This window comes from Pseudomonas sp. GM33 (assembly GCF_000282295.1).
GTDB classification, from domain to species: domain Bacteria; phylum Pseudomonadota; class Gammaproteobacteria; order Pseudomonadales; family Pseudomonadaceae; genus Aquipseudomonas; species Aquipseudomonas laurylsulfatiphila.
In genome coordinates, this window is the sequence record NZ_AKJO01000068.1 from 38433 (window position 1) to 61037 (window position 22605).

Genomic DNA, 22605 nt, shown 5'->3' on the forward strand with positions numbered 1-22605 from the left:
GTCGGGGGGGCCATGCCGGTAGCTTCGTGGGCGGTGACACGACCGGCACCAGGGCGGACAAACAGGAAGCGAGTGGCCACCGCGATCCGAAAATGATGGACGCATACGATCTGAGTGTTTCGGTAGTATCCCCTGCAGCCGAGTAAGTAAACGAGCCTGTTCGTCTTCGAATTAGCGGATCAATGAAAAGCTTATGGAAATCAGCGCTACCAGGAGCCTAATTTATGGAAGGTAATGACGTAGACACTTCAGACCTGTTGGAGGATGAAGTTTATGGAAGTTTCAATGCGTTGGGGCCTCTACTAGACGAGCAAGATGATAGGGGCCTAGTTTTATCCTTAGCAGCCTTCGCAGAAGAAGCGCTTGGTAAGCTGCTCAAAGCGTTCCTGCTCCCGGTTGCCACTTCAAGTCAGCTAGTGGGCGGCTTCGGTGCCCCTCTGGGTAATTTCTCATCACGTATCAAAGCTGCTTACTCGCTCGGTCTTGTCACAAAAAATCAATTCGACGACTTAGAGCAATTACGCAAAATCAGGAATCTGTTTGCCCACACGTGGCAGCGTATTTCATTAGAGGATCAGAGAGTTTCAGGTCACATAAGATCAATGAACTACGCCTCTTACCTCCAAGCCTATCCAGAAACGGCGGAGGAAAAATTACGATCGTCAGGTTATGCGCTACTGCTTGCACTCACCGGCTTATCCGGTACTTTGGCTAATCGCGGGGGCGGCGTGACAGCAATCGGAGGCGAAATTTTCTTTGGGTTTTCAGGGGACTTCAACGACCAGATCAAGGCTGCCAAAGAGGATTTTCTGGACATCTCCAACCGAATGCAGACAGCGAGCGGCGAAGCACTCTCATTTTATCGACAGGTATTAATCAGACTTCATGCGAGAACCCAATATCTGAAAGGCGCCGATTCAGACGCCGACGAGAAAGCCATCCTCATGCTACGAACAGAGATTCTAGAGAGAGCTGCCAGCGCAAAATGAACATCAGAGCCTCCGTTTTCTCTCTTGGAGAAATGCGTAATAAGGTCTGATCAGCTCAAGCTTTTCCGGGGCTCCAACACAGTCATAGCGTAACAAAATAAATCGTAACCTATTGATTTTGCTGTTAAATATATATTACTTGTAATCAGTAGGTCCCGGGTTCGATTCCTGGTGCCGGCACCATACAAAACAAAGCCCCTGCAGAAATGCAGGGGCTTTGTTGTTTCCGTGGTCTGAAAAAGCGCTTTTAGTGGCCCGCGCTCTGACCACCGTCCACGTGCAGGATTTCGCCAGTGACGAACTTGGCGCCGTCCAGATACACGACCGCTTGCGCAATATCGTCGACCTCGCCCATGTGCCCGACCGGGTGCAGATTGCCCAGTGCTTCATGGGTTTCTGCGCCGTGCATCGGGGTCTTGATGATGCCGGGGCTGACCGCGTTCACCCGAATTCCGCGCTTGGCGTATTCGATGGCCAGGGATTTGGTGGCCGCGTTGAGGCCGCCCTTGGTCAGCGAAGCCAAGACCGATGGCACGCCGTCGATGGCGTGGTCCACCAGGCTGGTGGTGATGTTGACGACGTGGCCGCTGCCTTGCTTTTCCATCTCGGCGATGGCGAGTTGGGTGATGTAGAAGAAGCCATTGACGTTCACCGACAACACATTGGCATAGTCTTCTGCGGTGTACGCGGTGAACGGCTTGGCGATGAAGATCCCGGCGTTGTTGACCAGGGTGTCGATGCGACCGAAACGGGACATCGCTTCACGGATGACGCGCCGGGCGGTTTCCGGTTCGCCGATGTCACCGGCCACGGTGAGAATGTCCGGATCGGTGGATGGCTTGATCGAGCGCGAAGTGGCGACGATCCGGTAACCGAGTTCACGAAAGGCTTTGACCATACCGTCGCCGAGACCTTGGGATGCGCCAGTGATGACGATGACTTTTTTCGAAATGCTCATGATGAAGACCTCTGACAATTAAAAGTGGGGTAGAAAATCTGTAATCAGGCTTCAGCCGGTGCCTTGGCCATTTCTCTCAACATCTGTTCGTAGTACTCGACCGATTGCGAGCCGGACACCAGGTGGCGACCGTTCAGCACCATGGCCGGGACCGAATTGATGCCGCGCTGCTGGTAGTACGCTTCAAGCTCCCGCACCTCAGCGGCGAACGCACCGGACGCCAGCACCTCTTGTGCAGTGGCCCCGTCCAGCCCCGCTTCAGTCGCCAGACTCACCAGTGCCTGGTGATCGCTCGGGTTTTGGCCTTCGCTGAAATAGCCCCGAAGCAGAACCTTCTTCAGTTCGACTTGCCGCCCTTCCTGCAACGCCCACAGCAACAAGCGGTGTGCATCGAAGGTGTTGTAGAAATGCGTGCGCTTCTCCAGATCGAACTTGAAGCCGATGGCCTCGCCGCGAGCGATCTGCATCGCCTTGCCGGCGGCGACGTCGTCGGCGGTTCTCCCGTACTTGCGCATCAGGTGCTCGACCGCTGGCTCACCTTCAGCCGGCATGTTCGGGTTCAATTCGAACGGCTTGTAGGTCAGCTCGACCGAGACTTCCCCGGCCACGTTCTCGATCGCCTGCTCCAGCGCCGTCGCCCCCAGTGCGCACCAGGGGCACACCACATCGGAGATGAAATCGATGGTGACGGAGGACGTCATGACTTGCCCTCCGCCTCAGCCAGTTGCTTGCGGTACTGGGTGGTGGTGATACCGGCGTAACCCCAGTTATCGGTGTCGACTTCCTCGATCACGATGTGGGTCAGGTCAGGGCGCTTGTTGAGGACGCGTTCCAGTGTTTCAGTGATTTCGGCGATCACCTGAGCTTTCTGCTCAGTGGTAACGCCATCGCGGGTGATGCGTACGGTTACGAAAGGCATGAGGGCAACTCCAGTAACCTTCCCGTCGGGATGATGGGAGAGGCGTTGGAGATGAATGTATGGGGTTGGTGGGAGGGGATAAAGGTGGGGGCGGGAACTTCATTCGTTACCCAGTGTAATGAATAAGCCCTATTGGCCAGGATCGCAGGTTGCTCGCATCAGACGCAGCCATGGTTCGCGATACCGACCGGCATGCCTGGGCGTCGCATTTTTTGCAGGATATGAGTAAGGCGATCATCGATGATGTAGTGAAGGTGTTGGATGCGCCGATGAACAATCGCTGTCAGTGACGTCGTCACGCAAACCCGGTGCGTGAAAAAGAAAAAGCCCCGAATCGTTCGGGGCTTTCTCGCTTCGGCTCACGTGCTTTAGCCGACGTAGTGTTTGAATTCATTATTGTCGCGAATGAGTAACTGCATCAGCTTCGGATGAATGAAAAGCTTCTCCTTACCCACCTGAATCTCCTCCAGAACACCAATGGCGACCAGCTCTTTGAGGTGACGTGACGCAGCCTGCCGTTGTGCGACTTTCTTATCGACGACGTTACTGATGCGGCAGTAGGGCTGCTCGAAGATGACATCAACCAACTCACGCGAATAGGTTTTGGGTAGTTGATCACGTACGAATTGAGTGGTGTGCTCAGACAATGCGCGGATTGCGGCAATCTTGGCGGTGGTCCACCGAGCGGTTTCTTCTACTGCACTCAACATAAACAGCAACCATGGTTCCCACGCCTGTTGGGTCGTCACCTCCAGCAGGAGCCGGTAGTAATCGGCACGTTGGGCAATGATGTAGCGACTGAGGTAGAGGATCGGCAGGTTCAGCAGGCCTTCCTGGATCAAGAACAACGTATTGAGGACGCGCCCCGTCCGGCCGTTGCCGTCGACAAATGGATGAATGGCCTCAAATTGGTAGTGCCCGACTGCCATACGAACGAGGGGATCGAGATCGATTTCGTTGTGCAGAAAACGCTCCCAGTTGGCGAGGAGGTTGCGCAGATGTTCCTCCCCTTCAGGCGGGGTGTAGATAACTTCACCCGTTCGGTCATTCGCAAGCTGTGTTCCCGGCGTACGGCGGATATCCAGTTGCGCCCCCTTCAGCGTTCGGCAGATTTCTACAGCCGTGTTGGTCGATAAAGGTCTTTCCGTTAGAGACAGGAAGCCTTGATTGAGCGCTGTTCGATAGCGCAAAGCTTCCTTGGTCGCAGGGTCTGCATGGTTTTCCGTGTCTTGGGCATGCTGGAACAGCAAATCCGTGGTGGTAACGATGCTTTCTATTTCCGAGCTGTCTTTGGCCTCCAGCAGGGGAATTGTGTTGATCAAGACCGTCTGGTTTGGGATCAACTCTGCTGCCTGTTTCAACTCAGCCAATGCGGTGCGCGCCTCAATACATTTTTTGAGGACGGCACGTGTTTCCAGCTCGATTCCTGGGGGTAGCAACGGAAGTTGGTTGTATGGCCTGTCAGCCTGCCATGGCAGCGGTTCATTCATGGATGCGACCCTGAGCATTTTGTATGTTTTTTGAGCAGAAGAAGGTTTCTCTCATGTCGCTAGTGTAGACATGAGGCCTTAACGTGTCGCAATTTTTAACTTTTTGCGACACGTCCTCTGAACATGTCGCCGCGGACGACACGTTCGAAAGACGTGTTACCGAAATCGAGTTTTGACGACATGAGCATATCAACAATACAAAAAAGCCCCGAACCAGTCGGGGCCTTTCTTTTCTCAGCCTTGCATCAGGCCTCAATACCGCAACCCATCATCAGAAGATATTGATCGGGTAATCCACAAACACACGCACTTCGTTGCCGCTGACGTTGTACTCGCTCGACTTCTGCGACACGCGCAGGACCGAGCTGCGCAGTTTCACGCTGAGGTCTTTGGCCGGGCCGCTTTGGACGACATATTTGATCTGGTTGAAGATCTCGCGCTCGGTGCCGCCTTCGCTGGTGGAGGTGGTGATGTTGTCACCGCGTACGTAGGCGAAGTTGTAGCTCAGGCCCGGTACACCGAAGGTGCTGAAGTCCAGGCCGTAGCCCAGTTGCCAGCTGCGTTCGTCTTCGGCGTTGAAGTCGGACCAGTAGGAGTTCGCCAGGTAGATGGTGTTGCCACCGTCGCCGATGCGACCTTGATCTTTCTGGTAGCCGCCGTAGGCGTAGCCCAGGTTGCTGTCGCCGGTACTGCGCTGGTGCGCGAGGGTGAACGAGTGCGGGCCGGTGATGAAGGTGGCCGCCAGGCTCCAGATTTTGTTGTCGTCGCCGGTGATAGAGTTTTCGCGGACGTAGGAATCGTCCAGCTTGGTGCGGTAGCCGTTGAAGTCCAGGGTCAGGGACTGATCCTTGTCGATCGGGAACACGTAGTTGGCGTTCACGTATTGCTTCTTCAGCACGTCTTCGACGTCGGAAGCGTACAACGCGGCCTTGAATTGTTCGGTGAACTGGTAACTACCGCCCAATACGTTGATCGACTTCAAGCCACCGCTGTCACGGCCTTCGGCGCTTTTCCGCGATTCGGCGGTGAAGCGACCGGCGTCCAGTTGCAGGCCTTTGATCTCCCTGGAGGTGACCAGGGTGCCGGTGTAGCTTTCCGGTAGCAGGCGCGAGTTGTCGTAGTTCAGCACCGGCAGGGCCGGCATCTGGTCGCCGTAGGTCAGGGTGGTGCTGGACAGGCGGAACTTGATCGCTGCGCCGCCCTTGGACAGGTCGTCAGCCGGCTGGCCGCTGTCGCCCTTTTTGAAGAAGTCGATGCCTTGCGCGCCGCTACGGTCTTCACTGCGCTCCAGGTTCAATGCGTACAGGCCGAAAGCGTCCACACCCACGCCCACGGTGCCTTGGGTGAAGCCCGACGAGAGCGTGCCGATGGCCGCTTGGCCCCACTCGGATTTATCCGGGTTGCCGTCTTTGTAGTCACGGTTGATGTAGGCGTTGCGCAGCAGCACTTTGAGGCTGCTGTCTTCAACGAAACCCTTGGATTCGGCCTGGTCGTTCGCCATGGCCTGTGTAGCGCTCAACATCCCCAGAGCGATCAGGCTGATTCGCTTGTTCAACATTTTGTTTTTTCCTTGATACGGTTGATACGCGCTGTGTCGAACGGCCGAAACGGCGCTATGGCGCTCTTTTTTCGAGGCGAAAACAAAAAAGCCCGCCCACGATTTCTCGCGGCGGGCCTTTTATTGTTTTTGAGTCGTGGCGGTTGGCCACAGGCGTTGGGCCGAATCGTAGCTGCGCCCTTAACGACGTGTCAATTTCATGAATCTTCTAGAAATAGGCGAAAAACGTCTAAGAAACTGCTTTACGCGGCAGGAATATTCAATCGACGCAGCCTTCGAGACCACAAGCTGCTACGGAATGGGATGAGTCCTGCTCCGGCAGCGACTGTCCCAGCCACTGCGCAAATGCCTGGGGTTTGCCCAGCCAAGGCCCGATATCGATCAGGGTGAATTGGCCATTGTGCTCAAGCACCAGGGTCGGAAAACCCTGCCCGCCCACCTTGGCCAGCAAAGCCCGGCTGTCCTTGATATGGCCTTCGGTGTCGGCCGCCCTGAAGGCTCTTTCGAAGGCTTGAGGCTCCAACCCCATACCGTGGGCCAGTTCAAACAGCACCGATTCGTCGGCGATGCGGCGCCCTTCCACGTAGTGAGCACTTTGCAAACGTCCCAGCAACTCCAGCCCACGACCCGCCATTTGCTCGGCAGCCAGCACCGCAGCGATGGGGGGAGCCGAGTCGAACACGGCACTGTGATCACGCAGCAAACCTTCGAAATAAGCTTCACCGAACGGCTGCCCGCTGCATTCGGCAATGCGCCGGTCATGGGGCATGACGTAACTGCGCAGTTGTGGCGAAACCTTTTGCCGATTGGCCCCCGTCATCATGCCCCCGCCGTGGGCAAGCACGGGCAGCACAGCCTGGGCGGCTTGCACCAGGGGTTTGGCGCCGTAGCACCAACCGCACAACGGGTCGTAGATGTAATGCAGGATCATGGGAAAGCTCCGACAGAAATTCAGGAAGATTCGATGTCGGCAGATTAGTGCCGCCGCAGCCCCGGAAAAACGCCGGATCTGTTTTCAGTCTGTTGCTTGAATCGGTCGAATGACGGCGCAAACCCTTTGTATCGACTCAGAAATAATTCGAAACAATCAAATGATACAGATTCTCAATAACAACTAACGACAGCAAATGACAAGCATTACTATTCGCGCCATCCAGATGCTTCAACCTAAAAATCCTACGGATGCGCTCTTCAATGCCTGCCCCTTTTCGCCTTGCGCCCTGCAGTCTTGGGCTCTCTGCCTTGTTGTCTGCCGGTTTTTCCTATGCTGCACCGACCACCTTGCCTGCCACATCGATCAGCGCCGAAGCTGAAGCCGACGACCCGCGCGTGACACAAACCAACACGGCGACCCGGACCGCCACGCCGGTGCGCTACGTGCCACAAGCCATCGACTCGATCAAAACCTCGAACGTGATGGATTACGGCACCAACGATCTGGGCACGGCGCTCAGTGGCATCCCCAACGTCAGCAGCGGCGCCGACACACGCTTCGACAGCCTGCGCATCCGCGGTTTCGACGCCAGCAACGATTTCTATCTCGATGGCATCCGCGACGACAGCCAGTACGTGCGCGACTTGCACAACATCGAACGCATCGACGTCCTGAAAGGCCCGGCCGCCGTGTTGTATGGCCGTGGCAGCCAGGGCGGGATCGTCAACCGGGTGAGCAAACTGCCCGAGTTCGGTCGCCGCTCGACCATCGAAGCCCAGGGTGGTAGCGAGGACTTGCGCAGCCTGTATGCCGACCTCAGCACCGATCCTTCCGAGAACATCAGCCTGCGCCTGAACATGGGCAACATGGACGAGAACAGCTTCCGCGATGGCGTGAGTGGCAATCGCCAGCTGTTCGCACCCTCGATGAGCTGGCAGCTGACACCCGACCTGAACTGGTTGGTGCAGTACGAATACAGCCGCTACAACCGCACGCCGGATCGTGGCATCCCCGGTGTAGATGGTCGCCCGGCCGACGTAGGACGCGATACCACCTACGGCAGTGAAAACGATTTCATCGACGACAAGGCGCAATCCCTGCGTTCGAAACTCACCTATGAACTGAGCGATAACTGGCAACTGCGCCAGACCCTGGGCGTGTTCAAGCTCGACAGCGAATTCGACAATACTTACTTGAGCGGCTATGTCCCGGCCAGCAACAAGGTCACGCGCCAGCACTGGCAGCAGGACCTGAATACCCGCAACGTCTACAACAACGTCGAGCTGGAAGGTGGCTTCGATACTTTCGGCCTGGAGCACCGCTTGCTCACCGGCATCGAGATCGGCAGCCAGCGCCGCGACCCGCTGCTGTACACCGCCGCCACTTCCGGGCCGGGCAGCTCCCCGGTGCCGGCGCTGGACCTGTACGCCCCCGACCGCAATTTGCGTCATACCGGGCGCATGGTGGTGTCGAGCAACACCCATACCGAGGTCGAGAGCCGGGCGGTGTATATGCAGGATCAACTGCGCCTGAACGATCAATGGCAGTTGCTCGCCGGCCTGCGCTACGACACGTTCGATATCGAGTCGACCAACAAGGTGCGCGACATTTCCGAAGACCGTGACAGCCATAGCACCAGCCCTCGCGTTGGCGTGGTCTGGACGCCACTGCAAAATCACTCCTTCTACGCGTCCTGGAGCAAGACGTTCTCGCCGGTCGGTGGTGGCTTGATCGGCATCACCCCGGGTGCGGCCGGTAACAGCAATGACCTGAGCCCCGAGCTGACCAGGCAGAAGGAAATCGGGGTCAAGAGTGACTGGCTCGATGACCGCCTGAGTACCACGCTGGCCATCTACGAGCTGGAGCTGTACAACCGCCGCACCAGCGATCCGAACAACCCGACCATTACCCTGCTCTCCGGGCTGCAACGTTCACGCGGGATCGAGTTGACTGCCGCCGGCAGGATTACCGGCAACTGGTACGTGCGCGGTGGCGTGGGTCTGCAGGACGCAACCATCGAAAAGGACAACAACGGCCTGGAAGGCAAGCGCATCAACAACGTGGCCAAGCACAACGGCAGCCTGTTCCTGACCTGGAAACCGGAAATGGGCTGGTACGCCGAAACCGGCCTGACCCTGGTTGGCGACCGCTATGCCGACAACCTCAACACCGTCGTGTTGCCGGGTTATGGCCGTTGGGACGCCTTGGCGGGCTTCCGTCAGAAAGATTGGGATTTGCGCGCGGCGCTGAACAACATCAGCGACAAGACGTATTACTCGTCGGCGACCAGTGCATTCCAGATCCAGCCGGGGGCACCGCGCAGCCTGGTGGTGACGGGCACCTACAGCTTCTAGACACCACAAAACCTGTGGGAGCGGGCTTGCTCGCGAAGGCGTTGTGTCAGCCAATGGCAACGTTGCTAACACACCGCTTTCACGAGCAAGCCCGCTCCCACAGGGTTCAGTGTGTTGAAAAAAAAAGCGCTGCCATCCCGGCAGCGCTTTTTCTTGATCAATCCGTTGTTGTTCTTCTTATCCTTCCATCACATCCCACAACGCATCCAGTTCCGCCTCGCTGAATAAACCAGCAGGGTAACGCTCGATCATTGTCCGGCGCGGATCAGTTTCGCTGATCTGACGCATTCCATTGGACTTGAACCAGTGCGCCAGAATCTGGAGCGATTCGCTGTTTACGGCCAGGGGATGCAACGCCTTGTCGCTCACTACGTTCACTTCGGCGTTCATTTCAGCGCTCTCTCCCGGTTTGTGAGCGGCTAACTTATCCAAGGTTTATGACAGAACATCGAAGTCCTCCCCCTCCCCGAGTTACAACAGCAGAGATACAAGAGCTGTGCCAAGGTGTCTGAAGTGTCGCCTGGTAGATACAAAAAAGCCCGCAACCCTGAAGGGCTGCGGGCTCTGTGTATGGCGGGAGGCTGATTTACAGCTTGAGAAATTTCGCAATCAACTCAAGATGTTACAACCTCACTCACTCCTTGTGCGGCGCGGGTTGCTGCTGGGTAAGGCAGTGAATATTGCCGCCCCCCAGTAACAGTTCGCGACCAGGCACCATCACCACTTCATGCTGCGGGAACAGGTTCTGCAGGATTTCCTTTGCCGGGCCATCCTGCGGGTCGTCAAAGCTCGGCGCGATGATGCCACCGTTGACGATGAGGAAGTTCACGTAGGAACCGGCCAGACGCACAGTCGGGTTACGCTCCTGAGTACCGTCCACCGGATCGACGCCGGCACATTCTTCCTCGGTCGCAAACAGCGGGCCCGGGATCGGCATTTTGTGCACCGTGAACGGGCGACCCTTGGCATCGGTGCTGTTTTGCAGCACGTTCATCGCCGCCTGGCAGCGCGGGTAGTTCGGGTCCTGCGGATCATCGGTCCAGGCCAGCAGCACTTCACCCGGACGCACGTAGCAGCAGAAGTTATCCACATGGCCGTCGGTTTCGTCGTTGAACAAGCCATCCGGCAGCCAGATGATTTTATCCACAGCCAGGTTCGCACTCAGGACCGCTTCGATTTCTTCACGGTTCATGTGCGGGTTGCGATTGCGGTTGAGCAGGCATTCTTCGGTGGTGATCAGCGTGCCTTCGCCGTCGACGTGAATCGAGCCGCCTTCAAGTACGAAGCCTTCGGTACGGTAACGCGGGTTGCGCTCGATTTCGAGGATCTTGCCGCCGACCTGCGAGTCACGGTTCCACGGCGAATACAGGCCGCCGTCAAAACCGCCCCAGGCATTGAAGTCCCAGTTCACGCCACGGACTTCGCCATTGTTATTGATGACGAAAGTCGGGCCGGAGTCGCGAACCCAGGCGTCGTCACTGGACATTTCCACGACGCGAATATTCGGCACGTCCAGACGGGCACGGGCGTTTTCGTACTGGCCGGCGGAGACCGCCACGGTGACCGGCTCGAAACGGGCGATGGCCTTGGCCACGGCCACGTGGGCGGCTTGTGCCGGTTTGCCACCCAGGCGCCAGTTGTCCGGGCGCTCGGGCCAGATCATCCAGGTCTGGGTTTGGGGTGCCCATTCGGCTGGCATGTAGAAGCCGTCGGCGCGAGGGGTGCTGTTCAACGTGGTCATGACTCAGGACTCCGGAGTGGCGTTGATGCCTGACAGAAAAGAAAGCGCATGGGTACACGCCGTGGACTGGTCACTTTATATCCGATAAATATCGGCCTTTAAAGCACCGTCAATCCATAGTTACAAAAATAACCGACAGAAAGCCGATATCAATCGAATTAACACCACCACCTCTGTGGGAGCGAGCTTGCTCGCGATGAGGCCATTCCCGTCACAGATTTTTCGACTGAAAGACCGCTATCGCGAGCAAGCTCGCTCCCACAGGGGGATTGTGTTTACAAGCCTTCCGCCAGCACCTTCGACAGCATGTCCACGAAGAAATCCACGCTCTGGCGCGAAGTGACCATCGGCGGCTTGATCTTGAGGATGTTCAGGTAATCGCCGGTTGGCTGCATGAAGATCCCCAGCTCGCGCAAGCGATCGCACAGCGCGGTGGTTTCCTCGGTGGCCGGTTCCAGGGTGTCGCGGTTGCGGATCAACTCGACGCCCAGGTAGAAACCGGAACCGTGCACCGCGCCCACTAACGGATGAATATCGATCAACGCTTCGAGGCGCTGCTTGAAGTGACCGCCAACGACTTGGGCGTTCTCCCAGAGTTTTTCCTCTTCCATCACGTCCAGTACGGCCATGCCGACCTGGCAACTGACCGGGCTGCCACCGGCGGACGAGAAGAAATAACCCTCGGCCTCCAGTGCCTCGGCGATTTCCCGGCGGGTGATGACCGCGCCCAGTGGCTGGCCGTTGCCCATGCCTTTGGCCATGGTGATGATGTCCGGCACCACGCCTTGCTCTTCGAAGCCCCAGAAGAAATCGCCCATGCGTCCGTAGCCGACCTGCACTTCGTCGGCAATGCACACGCCGCCCTGGGCCCGGACCATGCCATAGACTTGCTTCAAATAGCCCGGTGGCAGCGAGATACCGCCGGCATTGCCGTACACCGGTTCGCAGATGAAGCCCGCCAGTTGGCGTTTCTGCTCGGCGATTTTCGCCAGGTTGTGCTCGACGCTGCGCACATAATCCGGCGCACTGTCGGGGCCACGGAATTCACCGCGATAGGTGTTTGGCGCGGTCACCGGGTGTACCCAGTCCGGGCGGCTGCTCAAGGCCTTGGGGTTGTCGGCGATCGAGGTCGACACCGAGTCGGCACCCACCGTCCAGCCATGATAAGCCTCCAGCACGCTGAGCATGTCGCGGCCGCCGCTGTAGGCCCACGCCAGGCGAATCGCCAGGTCGTTGGCTTCGCTGCCGCTGTTGACCAGGAACACGCGGTCCATACCGTCAGGGGACAGTTTCAGCAAGCGTTCGGAGAACTCGGCCACGGCCGCGTAGTTGAAACGCGAGTTGGTGTTGAGCAACGACCATTGGCGGCTGGCAACTGCCGCCATGCGCGGATGACCGTGGCCCAATACCGCGACGTTGTTGAGCATGTCGAGGTAGGAGCGCCCCTGCATGTCGATCAAATGGTTGCGCCAGCCACGCTCGATGCGCGGAGGGTCGACGTAATAATGTTTTTGCGTACGGGCGAAACTGGCGTCACGCCGGGCCAGCAAGGTCGCGCCGTCGAGTTCTGCTTCGGCATCACAGGCCAGCCCCAGCAGTGCCGCGGGTGATGGGCACAGTGCCTGCCAGGCAGCGGCGCGCGATGGCGTGCAGAACAACGGCGCATCGATCGACGTGCCACGGCTCAACTGCACGATCAACGGCCCGCTGACCGAACCCAGCACCTGGCCTTTGACCAGTGCAGCGCCGTTGTGCAGCGACGGCGTGACACCCCAAAGCCGCACACTCAATTGCGGGCCGTCCAGTTGCAGCAAGCCCGCCGACGGCTGGTGCACCACACCAGCAAACGGTGCTTCGACCGTCGTGCCCTGAGGTACACGCAGTTCAACGTGCAAGGGGCAAGTGTCCGGCTCAGTGGCACTGTCCGGGCGGGTGTGGGACAGGCGATATTGTCCATAGCGACTGGCCGCCAGGCCATGAGCCGCAGCCGCTTCATCCAGCAGGCGCTGATCGACACCCTCCTGTTCCCAGTTCCCGGCCTCGAAATGCGGGCTGAGCACCCCCAGGTCGATCAAGGCGAACTCACGCCCCACCAGGCTTGGCAACAGCGGTGCAAAACCTTCACTGCCGATGGTGGGCAGGTTCTGGCCGACGGCGGTGAGGATCGCCGCTTCCATCAATGCCAGCGGCACCGACGTGGCCACACGGAAGATTTCCCACTCATGGACCAGGTTATCGCGACTGTAGGCATTGCCCGGATCGATGCTGACCTGCTGTTCGCCACTGAGCACCAGCACCGCCGCACGGGCGACAATCAGCGGCCACAGCGCCAGCAGCTCTTCGTGCTGCAAGGGATTGACCGCGTGGTAAGCCTGGATCGCCGGCAAAATGCAGAACGGATCGCCCTCGCCATGATGCAGCAGCGCGGCACAGGTGACCGACAGATCGGTAATGCGCCAGGTACGCACCAGGTCACCGAAATCGATCACGCCTTGCAGTTGCCAATGGCGTTGCGCATCGCGCTGCCACACCACGTTGTCGTCGGTGATGTCCATATGAATGGCCTGCACCGGCAGTTTGGCTTCCAGCGGCTGCAAATGCCGCTCGGCTTGTGCGGACGCTTCGACGATCAGTTTGCGCTGGGCTTCATCCTTGATCACCGGCAGCAAGTGCGCGATCAGGGCGTGAGCGTGGCGGGCGTCCCATTGCAGGGTTCGCACCAGGCCCGGATGGTCGAAATCCGCCAGGGCCAGGTCCATTTCACCGCACAGACGACCGAAACCGGACACCACCGTCGGGTTGAAATGGCCAAGGCTCGTCAGCGGCTGGCCTTCGATGTAGTCGAGCAGGCGAACATGCACCGCCTGGCCACCCACGTCCAGAGACAGCAGCTCTGCACCGTTTTTCGCCGCGATAACACGCGGCACATGGACATCGGGGTGCGCGCCCAAGTGCTTGAGCCCGGCATGCTGTGCCTGAAGCTCAACGACCGAGTAATCGCCACGGCAGATTTTCAGGACGAAACGTCCCCGCTCGCTGTCGACGCGGTAGTTCAGGTCTTGCTGGCTGCCGAGGGCCTGCAGTCTGCCGCTGAACCCGTAATGTTCTTCCAGCAGTTCTAGCGCTTGCTCCGCAGACACCTGCGGGCTGGGCAAACTGGAGCGATGAATCAACGTGGCGAGCGGCATACAACAACCCCTGAAATTTTATTAGGCGCCTATATCGCCACTGCTTCGGGCGATACGCAACCCCCCGGAACCGGTAATGGTCATTTGCAGGGGCTGGAACAGGTCGGTAGTTTTTTACTTGAGCACTCGCCCCGATCAGCGCTTTGCGCAAGAATGGCGACCATTAAACGCCCACTGCTGGAGAGCCACCATGAATGTAGTGACCACCGACCTGCCCGGTGTTCTGATCCTCGAACCCAAGGTCTTTGGCGACGAACGTGGTTTCTTCTATGAGAGCTTCAACGCCAGGGCTTTCGCAGAGGCCACCGGTCTGGACACACAGTTCGTTCAGGACAACCACTCCCGTTCGCAAAAAGGCGTGTTGCGTGGTTTGCATTACCAACTGACGAACACGCAAGGCAAACTGGTTCGTGTCACAGCCGGTGAAGTACTCGACGTTGCCGTGGACATCCGCCGCAGTTCGCCTCATTTCGGCAAATCGGTTGCGGTGGTCCTGTCCGCCGATAACCATCGCCAGATCTGGATTCCGGAAGGCTTTGCCCACGGTTTCGTGGTGCTGAGCGAGTTCGCCGAGTTCCTCTACAAAACCACCGATTACTACACCCCGTCCGCCGAGCGCAGCATTCGCTGGGACGACCCGGATCTGGCTATCGATTGGCAACTGGAAGGCACTCCGCAGCTGTCGGCAAAGGACCAGGCCGCTGCATTCCTCAAGGACGCCGAAGTCTTCGCCTGATAACCCGGCGCAAGCTTCAGCGCAAAAACGCGACTGACCCACCGCGCGCAGACTGCGCCCGCAAGCCTAGGCATAATGCGCCTGTACCCACAGGCGCATGCTGCTCATGAAACCGACTCTCCCTCCCAGACCCCGTTGGCGCAGCCTGGCCCTGCTGGCACTGTGCCTGGCGCCGTTGCTGTGGCCGCTGGAGCATCTGGCCGAGCGCTATTACCGCAGCGAACTGGCCAGCCAGAATCGTCAAACCCTCGACCTCTATGTCGCCAACCTGCTGGGCACCCTGCACCGCTATGAAGTGTTGCCGCAAATCCTCGGTGACCTGCCGGCCTTGCGCGCTGTTGTCGGCGCGCCGGACGATGGCGTCACCCAGGGCAATGCCAACCGCCTGCTGAAAAATATCGCCACCCAGACCGGGGCCGAAGTCATGTACCTGATGGACGCCACCGGCAAGACGCTGGCCGCCTCCAACTGGGACAAGCACGACAGTTTCGTGGGGCGCAATTTTTCCTTCCGGCCGTATTTCAGCGAAGCCATGGCCGGGCGGCTCGGGCGTTTCTTTGGTTTGGGTACCACCTCCGCCAAGCGCGGCTACTTCTTCGCCGCCGGCGTGCGCGACGGCGAAAAAATCGTCGGCGTGCTGGTGGTCAAGGTCGACCTTGACCACACCGAAAGCCTCTGGGGCAAAACCCCGGAACAACTGCTGCTGACCGACCAAAATGGCGTGGTCATTCTCACCTCGCGGCCAGAGTGGCGATTCCGCTCGACCCGTCCGCTGAGCGAGGCCGAAAGCAAGGCCATCACCGCGATCCAGCCCTATCCAACCCGCGAGCCAAAACCACTGGAGCTCAACCCCAATGCCTGGCTGACCCAGACCCGGCAGATCGCCGAAACCGGCTGGAATGTCAGCATCCTCGCCCCGCGCACCCTGATCGACCGCCCGGTGCGCACGGTGGTGGCTATCGGCGGTGCAACGCTGCTGGTGTTGATGCTGTTGCTAGGCCTGATGATGCAGCGCCGCCGTCATTACCTGGAACGCATTGCTTTCGAAGCCAAGGCCCGCCGCGAACTGGAGGGCCGGGTTGCCGAGCGCACCAGCGATCTCGAAGGCCTGAACCGACGCCTCAAACAGGAAGTGCTGGAGCGCGAGCAGGCTCAGCAGGAGCTGGTCCGCGCCCAGGACGATCTGGTGCAGGCCGGCAAACTGTCGGCACTGGGCACCATGTCCGCGAGCATCAGCCATGAACTCAATCAGCCGCTGGCAGCCATTCGCAGTTATGCGGAAAACGCCGAGATATTGCTCGACCACCAGCGCACCGAAGACGCCCGCGGCAATCTCAAGCTGATCAGCGAACTGACCGGTCGCATGGCCTCGATCATCGCCCACCTGCGCGCCTTTGCCCGGCGCGACCGGCATGCCCCGGAAAGCGTGGCCCTGCAACCGGCGCTGGATGATGCCCTGGCCTTGTTGGCCAAGCGCCGACGCAGCATGGACGTCGAGCTGATCCGTGATCTGCCTGCCGCCACCCTGTGGGTCGAGGCCGGGGAAACCCGCCTGCGCCAGGTACTCGGCAACCTGCTGGCCAACGCCCTGGATGCCCTGACGGAAAAAGGCCCGCCACGTAAACTCTGGCTGAGTGCCCAATCCACGGCCGATGGCGTCAACCTGTACATTCGCGACAACGGCCCGGGCTTTTGCATGGAGGCCCTTGGACGCGCCAGCGAGCCGTTCTACACCACCAAGACCCGCACCCAGGGCCTGGGCTTGGGGCTGGCGATTTGCGAAACGCTGATGCGCGCCTTTGGTGGTGAACTGTCGTTCGCCAACCACAAGGAAGGCGGCGCCCTGATTACCCTAAAGCTGCGCGCAGGCGCACCAGGCGTGAGCCTGCAACCGTCCGAGGACCGAAGTGCATGACCATCGACAACCGCATTCAGGTCGTGTTGATCGACGACGATCCCCACTTGCGCCAGGCCTTGAGCCAGACGCTGGATCTGGCCGGCCTGAAGATCCTGCCGCTGGCCGAAGCCAAGGGCCTGGCCGCGCAACTGGAGCGCGACTGGCCGGGTGTGGTGGTCAGCGACATCCGCATGCCCGGCATGGACGGTCTGGAACTGCTGACCGAACTGCACGCCCAGGACCCTGAATTGCCGGTGCTGCTGATCACCGGCCACGGCGATGTGCCGCTGGCGGTGCAGGCCATGCGCGCCGGGGCCTATGACTTTCTCGAGAAGCCCTTCGCCAGCGACGCCCTGCTCGACAGCGTGCGCCGCGCGTTGGCCCTGCGCCGCTTGGTGCTGGACAACCGCAGCCTGCGGTTGGCCTTGAGCGACCGCAATGAGCTGAGCGCCCGCCTGGTTGGCCACTCACCTTCGATGCTGCGCCTGCGCGAGCAGATCGGCGCCCTGGCGGCGACCAGGGCCGACGTGCTGATCCTCGGCGAAACCGGCGCCGGCAAAGAAGTCGTGGCCCGGGCACTGCACGATCTATCGGGCCGTCGCAACGGTCCTTTCGTGGCGATCAATGCCGGTGCCCTGGCCGAATCAGTGGTCGAAAGCGAGTTGTTCGGCCACGAGCCCGGCGCCTTCACCGGCGCGCAGAAACGCCGCATCGGCAAGTTCGAATTCGCCAATGGCGGCACCTTGTTCCTCGATGAAATCGAAAGCATGAGCCTGGATGTGCAGGTCAAATTGCTGCGTTTGCTGCAGGAGCGTGTGGTCGAACGCCTGGGCGGCAATCAACTGATCCCGCTGGACATCCGCATCATCGCCGCGACCAAGGAAGACCTGCGCCAGGCAGCGGATCAAGGGCGCTTCCGTGCCGACTTGTATTACCGCCTGAACGTCGCGCCGCTGCGGATTCCACCCCTGCGCGAACGGGGCGAAGATGCGTTGATGCTGTTCCAGCATTTCGCCGATGAAGCCAGTGCCCGCCACGGCTTGCCGCCCCATGAACTGCAACCGGGACAACGTGCCTTGCTGCTGCGCCACACCTGGCCCGGCAACGTGCGCGAGCTGCAAAATGCGGCCGAGCGTTTTGCCCTCGGGCTGGAACTGGCCCTCGACAACAGCACGCCGGAAGGCGGCGCTGGCAATAGCGTTGAAGTGGTCAGCGGAGGTTTGAGCGAGCAAGTGGAGAACTTCGAAAAAACCCTCATCGCTGCCGAACTGGCGCGCTCGCACAGCTCCGTGCGCAGCGTCGCCGAGGCCCTCGGCATTCCGCGCAAGACCCTGCACGACAAACTGCGCAAGCACGGTTTGAGCTTCTCGGACAGTGGCGCTTCGGCCCACCCCGACGACCTCGACTGAGCTACCGTCCAATCATCCAATTCAAACAAGAGGCCCCTGAATGAGCCGCGACAGTCGACAACTGGAATCAGTCCTCCATCACGACATTCCCCTCACCCGGGACATGGGCCTCAAAGTGCTCGACTGGCATGACCAGCAACTGCGCCTGCACTTGCCGCTGGACGCCAACGTCAACCACAAGAGCACCATGTTCGGCGGCAGCCTGTATTGCGGCGCAGTCCTGGCCGGTTGGGGCTGGTTGCATCTGCGCCTCAAGGAAGAAGGCATCACGGACGGGCACATCGTGATTCAGGAAGGGCAGATCAGCTATCCACTGCCAGTGACGGGTGATGCCCACGCCATTTGCCAGGCGCCGGATCCGGTGATCTGGAAGAAATTTTTGACCACGTTCCAGCGATACAGCCGAGCGCGTTTGACGCTGCATACGCGGGTCGTCAATGAAGGCCGTGATGAGGATGCGGTGAGGTTTGTCGGGCAGTACGTGCTGCACCGCTGAATGTGAGGGGTGTTGTACAACCTGTGGCGAGGGGGCTTGCCCCCGTTCGACTGCGCAGCAGTCGCAATTCAGGCAATGACGTTTAGCTGAAAATGCGCAGCGGCCGAGTTTGGGGCCGCTGCGCAGCCCAAGGGGGGCAAGCCCCCTCGCCACAAAATAAAGGTGAGTTCAGGAGCGTGCCAATTCCAGCAGCCTCTCCCGCCAAGCCGCCTTCGCCGGCAACGCCAGAAAGAACGCATTCAACAGCGACTCCCGCGCCGGATAGCTGAACGGCTCACCACTCAACTCCAGCACTTCACCGCCCGCACCTTCCAGCACACCTTGCGCCGCCGCCGTGTCCCACTGCGAAGTCGGTGCCAGGCGCGGATAGCAATCCGCGGCCCCTTCAGCCAGCAAACAGAATTTCAGCGAACTGCCGATGTTGGCCAGTTGCAGCTCGCCAAGACTGGCGCTCAACCCGGCCAGCAAACGCTCCTGCTCCGGGCTCGAATGGCGACGGCTGGCCACCACGGTGAACGACTCGCCGGGCGCTAGCGCATCACGCACCTTGATCGCCACTGGCGTACCACCTTTATCGCCACGCCAGGCGCCGAGGCCGGCGCCACCGACATAGAAACGCCCGTTGGTCGGCATCGACACCACACCGAATACCACTCGACCGTCTTCGATCAGGGCGATGTTGACGGTGAACTCTTCGCTGCCGCTGATGAACTCCTTGGTGCCATCCAGCGGATCGACCAGCCACCAGCGTTGCCATCCGGCCCGCACGCTTTGCGCAATGTTGGCGTCCTCTTCGGAGAGCACCGGGATGCCCGGATCCAGCGCCGTCAGTCCGGCCAGAATCAGGTGGTGCGCGGCCAGGTCAGCAGCGGTCACCGGCGAATCATCAGCCTTCGCCGTGACGGCCGTGCCTGTACGCCAGAACGGCAGGATCGCTTCGCCGGCCTGCAAAGCCAGCTCAATGACCGGTGCCATCAACGGATGCGGGAAATTCATGACTGGAACGCTCCGCGCTGAGTCAACAGGTCTCGGGCCAGGTACAGCGCCGCCAAGGCACGGCCTTCGGTAAATTGCGGGTTTTGCGCCAGCGCCGAGAGTTCACGCAGATTGACCTTGTCCACCCGCATCGGCTCGGGTTCGTCGCCTTCCAGGCGCGCTTCGTACAGGTCGGTGGCCAGCACCACCTGAATCTTCTGGCTCATGTAACCGGGGGACAGCGACAGCTCGGTCAGGTGCTCCAGCTGTCGCGCGCCGAACCCGGCCTCTTCCTTGAGTTCACGCTCGGCTGCCGCCAACACGTCTTCACCGGGCTCGATCAAACCCTTGGGCAAAGACATTTCGTATTCATCGGTGCCGCCGCAATACTCCTCGACCAGCACCGCATGCTCGGCATCGAGCATCGCCACGATCATGACCGCGCCGTACCCTGCCCCTTTGCCAACCAGGCGCTCATACGTACGCTCCACGCCATTGGAAAAGCGCAGCTTCAGCTCCTCCACGCAGAATAATCGACTGGTGGCGACAATTTCGCGGGCGAGTATGGTGGGTTTCTGGCGCATGCAAAGCTCCTTGGCGTGAACGCGCTACTATAACGCGGCTTTCCCGTTTGTTTACGCCAGAAATCTTTCTACTGCCCGAGACGTTGCCATGCCTTCATTACCCTGGTCCGACATCGATACCGTTCTGCTGGACATGGACGGCACGTTGCTGGACCTGCATTTCGACAACCACTTCTGGATGGAGCACCTGCCCCAGCGTTACGCCGAATTGCACGGGGTGAGCCGGGCGATGGCCGAGATGGAATTGCAGCCGTTGTTCGAGCGCAATGCCGGCCAGCTGCAGTGGTACTGCCTGGACTTCTGGAGTGCCGAACTGAAGCTGTCGGTGCGCGACCTGAAACTGGAAACCGCGCATCTGATCGCCCTGCGCTCGGATGCCGACACCTTTCTGGCGGCGATCAAGCGGGCCGGCAAGCGCGTGGTGCTGATCACCAACGCCCATCGGGATGCGCTGTCGTTGAAGCTGGAAAAAATCGAACTGGCGCCCTACTTCGAGCGCCTGATCAGTTCCCATGACTACGGTTTCCCCAAGGAAAACCCGCAGTTCTGGGATGCGCTGCAAGCCGATATCGATTTCGATCCGGCGCGCAGCCTGTTCATCGACGACACCTTGCCGATCCTGCGCAGTGCGCGGGATTTTGGTGTGGCGCATTTGCTGGCGGTGCGCGAGCCGGATAGTCGCAAGGGGCCGAAGGACACGGCGGAGTTTGCGGCGGTCGGGGATTATCGGGATTTGATTGCGGGGCTCTAGACCGAGTTGCCTGCAATCGCGAGCAAGCTCGCTCCCACATTGGAGTTTCGGTGAACACAATATTTGCTCACGACGGAATTCAGTGTGGGAGCGAGCTTGCTCGCGATAGGGGTCTTGAAGATTACTCAGGAATCCGCAACGACTGCCCCGGGTAGATTTTATCCGGGTGCGACAGCATCGGTTTGTTGGCTTCGAAAATCTTGTTGTACTTGTTGGCATCGCCGTAGACGCGCTTGGAAATCGCGCTGAGGGTGTCGCCCTTCACGACGGTGACAAACACCGCGGCCTTCACCACCGGCCCGGTCACGGTAATCTGATCATCCACGCTGCCAACCCCGGCAATATTGCCCACGGCCAACAGAATTTTTTCCTTCTCTTCCTGGCTTGCCACCTCGCCGGTCACGGTCACTTTGTCACCATCAACCGTCGCCTGCACATTCGGGTTGCCCAGGCCTACCTTGCTGATGTGCTCCTTCAACTGCTCACTGGCATTGGCGTTGCCTGGCGTCAGCAAATCCAGCAGTTTTTCGCCTGCCTCCTTCACAAAACTCAAAAGACTCATGGTGCACTCTCCTTGGGTTTGGGGTTCCAGACGCAAAAGCCTAGACCACGGCCGTCACTTGCGAATCCAACCCGACCAATGACCCCGCTTGCGATAGAATCCGCCCCTTCCCGCGCCCAGGAGCGAAGATGGACATCAAGCAGCTGAAATTCCTCATCGCGCTCGACGAAACCCGCCATTTCGGCCAGGCCGCCGCACGCTGCCACATCACCCAGCCGACCCTGTCCATGCGCCTGCGCAGCCTCGAAGAAGAACTCGACCTGCCGCTGGTCAATCGCGGCCAGCGCTTCGAAGGCTTCACCGCGCCGGGCGAGCGGGTGCTGGCCTGGGCGCGCACGGTGTTGGCGGCCTATGACGGCTTGTATGCCGAGGCCGCCGCCTGTCGCGGCAATCTGGTCGGCACGTTGCGCCTGGGCATGGTGCCGTTGTCGAGCTTTGATCCGCTGCCGCTGCTGCAACGCCTGCACGCCGAACACCCGAACCTGCGCTTCGAGCTTTCAGCGTTGAGTTCGGAACAGATCCTCGAACAACTGGCGAACAATCGCCTGGATCTCGGTGTTTCCTACCTGGAACGCCTGGACGCCGAACATTTTGACTCCCTGGCCTTCAGCGAAACCCGCATGGGCCTGCTCTACGACCAGCGCTTCTTCACCTTTGGCGAGGCGCCGCTGAGCTGGGAATCGTTGATCGAACTGCCACTGGGCATGCTCACCAGCGGCATGCACTTTCGCCAGTCCATCGACCATAACTTCCATAGCCGCGGCCTCACCCCACAACCCTTGCTGCAGACCGACGCCGTCCATCAACTGCTTCAAGCCGTGCATGGCGGCCTGTGTTGCGCCGTGATGCCCTTGGACGGTGGCCTCGAAGGGCTGACCGACCACTTGCGCCTGCAACCGATCGAGAACGCCCAGACCCTTGGCCGCCTGGGGCTGATCATGCGTCGCAGCGCGCCCCGCTCAGCTCTGGCGGAAGCCTGTTTCGCGATCTATCAGCAATCACTGGCGAGCGCTTGATCGACGGCATCTATCGGTAGATCAGTATTAGCGATTAGACGCGACAGT

At 59.7% G+C, this 22605-nt stretch carries 20 protein-coding genes and 2 pseudogenes; 10 read left to right on the top strand and 12 right to left on the bottom strand.

Annotation, left to right across the window (positions count from 1 at the left end):
- Window positions 1-35: 35 nt before the first annotated feature.
- Together PMI26_RS31835 and PMI26_RS20445 are read left to right on the top strand one after the other, a co-directional pair.
- A pseudogene (locus tag PMI26_RS31835) lies at window positions 36-146 on the top strand (integrase); the annotation flags it as partial.
- Between the two features lie 78 nt (window positions 147-224).
- Window positions 225-989: an MltR family transcriptional regulator gene (locus PMI26_RS20445; RefSeq protein ID WP_007972809.1), complete on the top strand. Its 765-nt coding sequence runs from the start codon at window positions 225-227 to the stop codon at window positions 987-989.
- Window positions 990-1236: 247 nt separating this feature from the next.
- Here the strand turns inward: PMI26_RS20445 and PMI26_RS20440 are convergent, their stop codons facing one another.
- Genes PMI26_RS20440 through PMI26_RS20430 form a run of 3 tightly spaced genes read right to left on the bottom strand, consistent with a single transcriptional unit; the run spans window position 1237 to window position 2866 of the window.
- Window positions 1237-1947 (bottom strand): SDR family NAD(P)-dependent oxidoreductase, encoded by a 711-nt coding sequence (locus tag PMI26_RS20440; RefSeq protein ID WP_007972810.1) that lies wholly within the window; start codon window positions 1945-1947, stop codon window positions 1237-1239.
- 44 nt (window positions 1948-1991) lie between these two features.
- Entirely contained in the window at window positions 1992-2648 is a 657-nt protein-coding gene (locus tag PMI26_RS20435; protein WP_007972812.1) for a DsbA family oxidoreductase, read from the bottom strand.
- A complete protein-coding gene (locus tag PMI26_RS20430) occupies window positions 2645-2866 on the bottom strand; it encodes a tautomerase family protein (protein WP_007972813.1) in 222 nt (73 codons plus the stop codon). Before PMI26_RS20430 ends, PMI26_RS20435 begins: the two co-directional genes overlap by 4 nt.
- A gap of 146 nt (window positions 2867-3012) precedes the next feature.
- Here PMI26_RS20430 and PMI26_RS30490 point away from each other — a divergent pair.
- Window positions 3013-3156: pseudogene (locus tag PMI26_RS30490) on the top strand (DUF3077 domain-containing protein); the annotation flags it as partial.
- Between the two features lie 78 nt (window positions 3157-3234).
- Here the strand turns inward: PMI26_RS30490 and fic are convergent.
- The 3 genes from fic to PMI26_RS20415 form a co-directional block, all read right to left on the bottom strand.
- On the bottom strand, window positions 3235-4356 hold the full coding sequence (fic, locus tag PMI26_RS20425) for a protein adenylyltransferase Fic (protein WP_007972816.1): 1122 nt from the start codon (window positions 4354-4356) through the stop codon (window positions 3235-3237).
- Between the two features lie 271 nt (window positions 4357-4627).
- Window positions 4628-5914: an OprD family porin gene (locus PMI26_RS20420; protein WP_007972817.1), complete on the bottom strand. Its 1287-nt coding sequence runs from the start codon at window positions 5912-5914 to the stop codon at window positions 4628-4630.
- Window positions 5915-6173: 259 nt separating this feature from the next.
- A complete protein-coding gene (locus PMI26_RS20415) occupies window positions 6174-6845 on the bottom strand; it encodes a DsbA family protein (RefSeq protein WP_007972818.1) in 672 nt (223 codons plus the stop codon).
- A gap of 263 nt (window positions 6846-7108) precedes the next feature.
- Between PMI26_RS20415 and PMI26_RS20410 the strand changes: the two genes are divergently transcribed.
- On the top strand, window positions 7109-9202 hold the full coding sequence (locus PMI26_RS20410; protein ID WP_007972819.1) for a TonB-dependent receptor: 2094 nt from the start codon (window positions 7109-7111) through the stop codon (window positions 9200-9202).
- Window positions 9203-9379: 177 nt separating this feature from the next.
- Here the strand turns inward: PMI26_RS20410 and PMI26_RS20405 are convergent, their stop codons facing one another.
- The 3 genes from PMI26_RS20405 to PMI26_RS20395 all read right to left on the bottom strand — a co-directional run bounded on the left by PMI26_RS20405 (window position 9380) and on the right by PMI26_RS20395 (window position 14131).
- A complete protein-coding gene (locus PMI26_RS20405; protein ID WP_007972820.1) occupies window positions 9380-9592 on the bottom strand; it encodes a hypothetical protein in 213 nt (70 codons plus the stop codon).
- Window positions 9593-9836: 244 nt separating this feature from the next.
- A complete protein-coding gene (gene aguA, locus PMI26_RS20400) occupies window positions 9837-10943 on the bottom strand; it encodes an agmatine deiminase (RefSeq protein WP_007972821.1) in 1107 nt (368 codons plus the stop codon).
- 275 nt (window positions 10944-11218) lie between these two features.
- Entirely contained in the window at window positions 11219-14131 is a 2913-nt protein-coding gene (locus PMI26_RS20395; RefSeq protein WP_007972822.1) for an aminotransferase, read from the bottom strand.
- A gap of 190 nt (window positions 14132-14321) precedes the next feature.
- On the opposite strand from PMI26_RS20395, the gene rfbC reads away from it, so the two are divergent.
- The 4 genes from rfbC to PMI26_RS20375 all read left to right on the top strand — a co-directional run bounded on the left by rfbC (window position 14322) and on the right by PMI26_RS20375 (window position 18669).
- Window positions 14322-14867: a dTDP-4-dehydrorhamnose 3,5-epimerase gene (gene rfbC / locus PMI26_RS20390; RefSeq protein WP_007972823.1), complete on the top strand. Its 546-nt coding sequence runs from the start codon at window positions 14322-14324 to the stop codon at window positions 14865-14867.
- Between the two features lie 106 nt (window positions 14868-14973).
- Window positions 14974-16782, top strand: coding sequence for a sensor histidine kinase (locus PMI26_RS20385; protein ID WP_007972825.1), 1809 nt, complete (start codon window positions 14974-14976; stop codon window positions 16780-16782).
- On the top strand, window positions 16779-18173 hold the full coding sequence (locus PMI26_RS20380) for a sigma-54-dependent transcriptional regulator (protein ID WP_007972827.1): 1395 nt from the start codon (window positions 16779-16781) through the stop codon (window positions 18171-18173). The genes PMI26_RS20385 and PMI26_RS20380 overlap by 4 nt, the downstream gene beginning before the upstream one ends.
- Window positions 18174-18213: 40 nt before the next feature.
- Window positions 18214-18669 carry a thioesterase domain-containing protein gene (locus PMI26_RS20375; RefSeq protein WP_007972829.1) on the top strand — a complete coding sequence of 152 codons (456 nt, stop codon included), beginning with the start codon at window positions 18214-18216 and terminating at the stop codon, window positions 18667-18669.
- 168 nt (window positions 18670-18837) lie between these two features.
- On the opposite strand, the gene cysQ is transcribed toward PMI26_RS20375, so the two are convergent.
- Together cysQ and nudE are read right to left on the bottom strand one after the other, a co-directional pair.
- On the bottom strand, window positions 18838-19665 hold the full coding sequence (cysQ, locus tag PMI26_RS20370; RefSeq protein ID WP_007972832.1) for a 3'(2'),5'-bisphosphate nucleotidase CysQ: 828 nt from the start codon (window positions 19663-19665) through the stop codon (window positions 18838-18840).
- On the bottom strand, window positions 19662-20228 hold the full coding sequence (gene nudE / locus PMI26_RS20365) for an ADP compounds hydrolase NudE (protein ID WP_007972833.1): 567 nt from the start codon (window positions 20226-20228) through the stop codon (window positions 19662-19664). Before nudE ends, cysQ begins: the two co-directional genes overlap by 4 nt.
- Before the next feature lie 88 nt (window positions 20229-20316).
- Between nudE and yrfG the strand changes: the two genes are divergently transcribed.
- On the top strand, window positions 20317-20979 hold the full coding sequence (yrfG, locus tag PMI26_RS20360) for a GMP/IMP nucleotidase (RefSeq protein ID WP_007972835.1): 663 nt from the start codon (window positions 20317-20319) through the stop codon (window positions 20977-20979).
- Window positions 20980-21100: 121 nt separating this feature from the next.
- Here yrfG and lysM read toward each other — a convergent pair whose 3' ends face one another.
- Window positions 21101-21541, bottom strand: a complete 441-nt coding sequence (gene lysM, locus PMI26_RS20355) for a peptidoglycan-binding protein LysM (RefSeq protein ID WP_007972838.1) — start codon at window positions 21539-21541, stop codon at window positions 21101-21103.
- A gap of 128 nt (window positions 21542-21669) precedes the next feature.
- On the opposite strand from lysM, the gene PMI26_RS20350 reads away from it, so the two are divergent.
- Entirely contained in the window at window positions 21670-22557 is an 888-nt protein-coding gene (locus PMI26_RS20350; RefSeq protein ID WP_007972840.1) for a LysR family transcriptional regulator, read from the top strand.
- The last annotated feature ends 48 nt before the right edge of the window (window positions 22558-22605 follow it).